Origin of the sequence: Mesorhizobium sp. M7A.F.Ca.AU.002.02.1.1, from assembly GCF_003998535.1 — a bacterium.
GTDB lineage: Bacteria > Pseudomonadota > Alphaproteobacteria > Rhizobiales > Rhizobiaceae > Mesorhizobium > Mesorhizobium ciceri.
Map to the genome: position 1 here is coordinate 1 of NZ_RZPB01000573.1, position 3,947 is coordinate 3,947.

Consider the following 3,947-nt stretch of genomic DNA (forward strand, 5'->3'; position numbering starts at 1 on the left):
TCGTTGCTCTTGACGTTGATGTTGAAGCGGCGGGCCGGGAAGTGCGCCAGAACCTCATCCAGCGACGGCATCATGCCGATACCCTTGCCGCGAAACGGAAAGGTCTTGCCGCCATCCGCCGTATAGCCATAGCCGACATCGAGGGTCTTCAACTCGGCCATGGAATGGTTGCGTGTTTCTCCCTTGCCTTCCGTGCGGCAATCCAGCGTCCAGTCGTGGAAGACGGCGAAATTGCCGTCTGTCGTCGGGTGAACATCTAGTTCGAGCGCGTCAGCGTCCAGCGCGAAGGCTGCTTCCATCGAGGGGATCGTGTTTTCGAGGTAGGCATGGCGCGGCGGCAACATGCGACTGGCCGTGCACGTCTCACCCGTCATGCCTTCCCGTGCGTAGTCCTGGGCAAGGCCGCGATGGGCAAGCACTTCCGGCTTGCCGGCGGGGCGGCTCGACAACAGCGAGGTGTTGTTGAGCCAGATGCCCGCCGCGGCGACAACGATGATGCCGAAGAAGATCGTCCGTTTGCGCATCAAGTGATTTCCGATTCGTCCGTCCTGCGCGGCATCCTGCTTTGCGATCGGACTTTTTGACGGCGACCGGGCGGCGACATCGAGATCATCCTCGATATCGCCTGGTCGGCGGCAATGAAATCGAAGAACGTGTCGACTTACGCCTTGTAGACCACCTGGCGCACGTCGATGTAGCTGGCGCGGAATCCGGCCTCGCAATAGTGCAGGTAGAACTCCCAGAGCTTCTTGAAGCGGTCGTCGAAGCCGAGCGGGACGATCTTCTCCCATGACGCCCAGAACCGGTGGCGCCATTCGGCAAGCGTGCGCGCATAGTCATCCGGAAACACGCGCTCGCGCAGATGGGCAAGGCCATGATCCTTGCCCAGTGTCTTCAGGATCGACGGTGTCGGCAGCATGCCACCCGGGAAAACATAGCGCTGGATGAAATCCGGCCTTGCGCGATACGTGTCGTAGGCGGCTTCGTTGATGGTGATGATCTGCAGGCCGGCGGTGCCGCCGGGTCTCAGGCAAGCCTTCATCTTGCCGAAAAACACCGGCCAGTATTTCTCGCCGACCGCCTCGAACATCTCGATCGAGGCGATGCGGTCATAGGTGCCGGTTTCGTCGCGATAGTCCTGCAGCTTGATGTCGACCTTTTCGGCAAGGCCAGCCTTGGCGATGCGAGCCGTTGCAAAATCGTGCTGCTCGCGGCTGATCGTCAACCCGGTGACGCGGCAGCCGATCTCGCGCGCGGCGAATTCGGCGAAGCCGCCCCAGCCGCAGCCGATTTCCAGCACATGGTCCTTCGGGCCGATCCCTGTGTCTTTCGCCAGCGCGCGATATTTGGCGGCCTGGGCGCTTTCCAGGTCGTTGGCGCCGGTCGTGTAGAGCGCCGAGGAATAGGTCATGCTCGGATCGAGCCATTGCTTGTAAAAGGCGTTGCCGAGGTCGTAATGCGCCGAGATATTGCGCTTCGAACCGGTGCGGGTGTTCTGGTTGAACCAGTGGCGGATGCGCTGGACGGTGTTGATCAGCCAACTGGTGCCGCCCGCGATACGCTCGCCAATGACCGAATTGACCACGAACAGCTCCAGGAAGCTGGTCACATCAGGGCTTTCCCAATCGCCGTCCATGTAGGATTCGGCTACGCCGATCGTGCCGCCGGAAAAGGCGCGGCCGGGCAAGCGCCAATTCTTCAGCACCAGTTCGGCATCTGGGCCAGGTCCCTTGCCGCCGACGAGGACGGCGCGGCCGTCCGGCAGCCTCACCTTGAGCGAACCGCGCGGCAGGTTCATCGCCGCCGACAGCACCATGCGCGCTTTCGCCGGCAGACCTTTGACGATCTCGGCGAAATTGAACTCATCGAGCCTGACCGCGTCGCTCAATGCTGCGCCAAAAAGTTCCTTTTGTGCCATCTCGTGCCCCCTGGATTTCCGCGGTGTCGGGGCAGATTGCCGAGCCACGGTTCTCTTGGATCATTCGCCAGCTTCGAACGCCGTTGCCGGTCCCGGGCGCTGACCGGCTCAGTGACGGGCGGGCTCGAATGAAACACGCGCTCTTTTACCAGAGCTTTAGCGCTTCCCAGTGAATCCCTGCGGCGATCTTCCACGTCATGCGGCGAAACTTCAAGAGGCAGGCCGCAAGCGGGGCTGTGCCACGCGGAATGCTTGCGCCAGCGAGAATCCGCTTTTTTGCACAGCAAAGGCCGAGCGCGCAAAAAACGCCTATGGTCGCAGAATTGCTCGTGCGATAGATCTAGCCATGCGTTATGTAATCGTCATTGCCGCCATCGCGTTTTTCCTGATCTGGGATGGCATGTACAATCAGGGCCGCTATCTCGACACAACAGTGAGAGAGCTTAGCCATGTTGTGCGATATGTTACCGGCAGAGCTTAACTCCAGTGGCGGCAGCCGCGACATCCTAGTCGATTGACGCCAACGTCCTGCCGTCACAAAAGACCCCAGCATTTTGATCGAGGAGGCGGGGTTGATCCGGCATATCGTTTTCTTCAGCGCGCGGCGAAAAGAGGATGTCGAGGCTGTGCGCACCGGCTTGCTGGCGCTCGGCAACATTCCTCATTCCAGCCTGTTCGAGGTCACGCTCAACACCAAGGTGGATCCGCTGTCGGACGAGGTCGACGTGGTCGTCTATGCGGAGTTCGCCGATGACGCCGCGCTGGCCGCCTACAAGGCGCACCCGCTCTATGCGCAGACCACCAGCAAGGTCAAACCGATGCGCGAACTGCGCTATTCCGCCGATGTCATTGCCGGAAGCTGATCGAGGCTTTGTCCCAACTGGTGCCTTTTTCGACGTCCGGTGAACTGGCGGGGGCGAAATGGCCGGGATTGCGATCAAGTCTTGAACCGATTTGCGGAATGATGCACATCGCGGCTGCATGACCCGAACCATCACTGGCACTCATCCGCTCGATCACCTGGTGCTGCCAACGCAGAGCCTTGAGGTGGCGCGAGCCCGGCTCGCCGCGCTTGGCTTCGTCGTGGCCCCGACCGGCATCCATCCCTTCGGAACGGAAAACTGCTGTGTTTTCCTGGCCGACGGCACGTATCTCGAACCGCTGGCGGTCGGCGACGAGCAGGTGGCGGCAAAGGCTATCGCGGACGGCAATGTCTTCGTCACGCGTGATCGCGCCTATCGCGACAGCAACGGCGACGAGGGGTTTTCCGCCATTGTTCTAGGTACGGGCAATGCCGATGCCGACCATGCACGCTATGTCGATGCCGGCATCTCGGCGGGAGACATGCTGGGTTTTTCGCGCGCTTTCACCGACCCGGCCGGCAAGAGCGACATCGCATCGTTCAAGCTCGCTTTCGCGGCCGGAGCCAAAGCCACGGACGCCTTCCTGTTTGCCTGCGAGCGGGTCAACGCGCCTGATGTCGACCGCGCGGCTTTGCAGGCCCACGCCAACGGCGCGACCGGAATTGTCGAGATCTTGGCGGTCAGCGATGCGCCTGGAAAGCAGCATGAGTTGATTTCTATCTCGGTGGATAATCCGGCCGCCGAAAGGCAGGGCGGCATGTTTTCCCTGCCGAATGCAGATTTGAGCGTGCTTGACCGCGCGGCTTTCACCGCGCGCTTTGGCCTGCCGGCCGGCGCGCCGACAGATCTACGCTTCGCAGCGGTGGTCTTTTCGGTTCGGAACGCCAATGTGACATCGAGGCTGCTTGCGGCCAATTCCATCCAACACGATATAGCGGGCAATGATATTGTCGTGCAGCCTGCACCCGGACAGGGCGCGGCTTTCATCTTCCGGGAGACCAAATGAACAAGCCCGTCGCGCCCAATTCAGCGGTAATTGTCGGCAATGTCGTCTTCGACAACAAGGCGGCTCTGTCGCTGATCGCCGGCCCGTGCCAGTTCGAGTCGCGTCAGCACGCTTTCGACATGGCCGGCGCGCTGAAGGAACTGACCGGCAGGCTCGGAAT

General features: G+C 61.2%; 4 protein-coding genes and 1 pseudogene. 3 read left to right on the plus strand and 2 right to left on the minus strand.

Annotated features, from left to right (window positions below):
• Positions 1-524: glycerophosphodiester phosphodiesterase family protein (locus EN879_RS26995; RefSeq protein WP_281034609.1), on the minus strand; the 524-nt coding region annotated here is incomplete at its 3' end.
• A 137-nt stretch (positions 525-661) separates the two neighbouring features.
• Positions 662-1,918, minus strand: coding sequence for a cyclopropane-fatty-acyl-phospholipid synthase family protein (locus EN879_RS27000; protein ID WP_063168054.1), 1,257 nt, complete (start codon positions 1,916-1,918; stop codon positions 662-664).
• A 572-nt stretch (positions 1,919-2,490) separates the two neighbouring features.
• Here EN879_RS27000 and EN879_RS27005 point away from each other — a divergent pair.
• The 3 genes and pseudogenes from EN879_RS27005 to EN879_RS40195 all read left to right on the plus strand — a co-directional run.
• Entirely contained in the window at positions 2,491-2,781 is a 291-nt protein-coding gene (locus tag EN879_RS27005; protein WP_027163379.1) for a Dabb family protein, read from the plus strand.
• 118 nt (positions 2,782-2,899) lie between these two features.
• On the plus strand, positions 2,900-3,787 hold the full coding sequence (locus tag EN879_RS27010; RefSeq protein WP_063168053.1) for a VOC family protein: 888 nt from the start codon (positions 2,900-2,902) through the stop codon (positions 3,785-3,787).
• Positions 3,784-3,947, plus strand: a pseudogene (locus EN879_RS40195) (3-deoxy-8-phosphooctulonate synthase); the annotation flags it as partial. The gene EN879_RS27010 and the pseudogene EN879_RS40195, both read left to right, overlap by 4 nt.

What these genes read in the sequence shown, in the direction of transcription:
- EN879_RS27000 (WP_063168054.1), bottom strand. Translation starts at nt 1,918, where the DNA reads ATGGCACAAAAGGAACTTTTTGGCGCAGCATTGAGCGACGCGGTCAGG.
- EN879_RS27010 (WP_063168053.1), top strand. Translation starts at nt 2,900, where the DNA reads ATGACCCGAACCATCACTGGCACTCATCCGCTCGATCACCTGGTGCTG.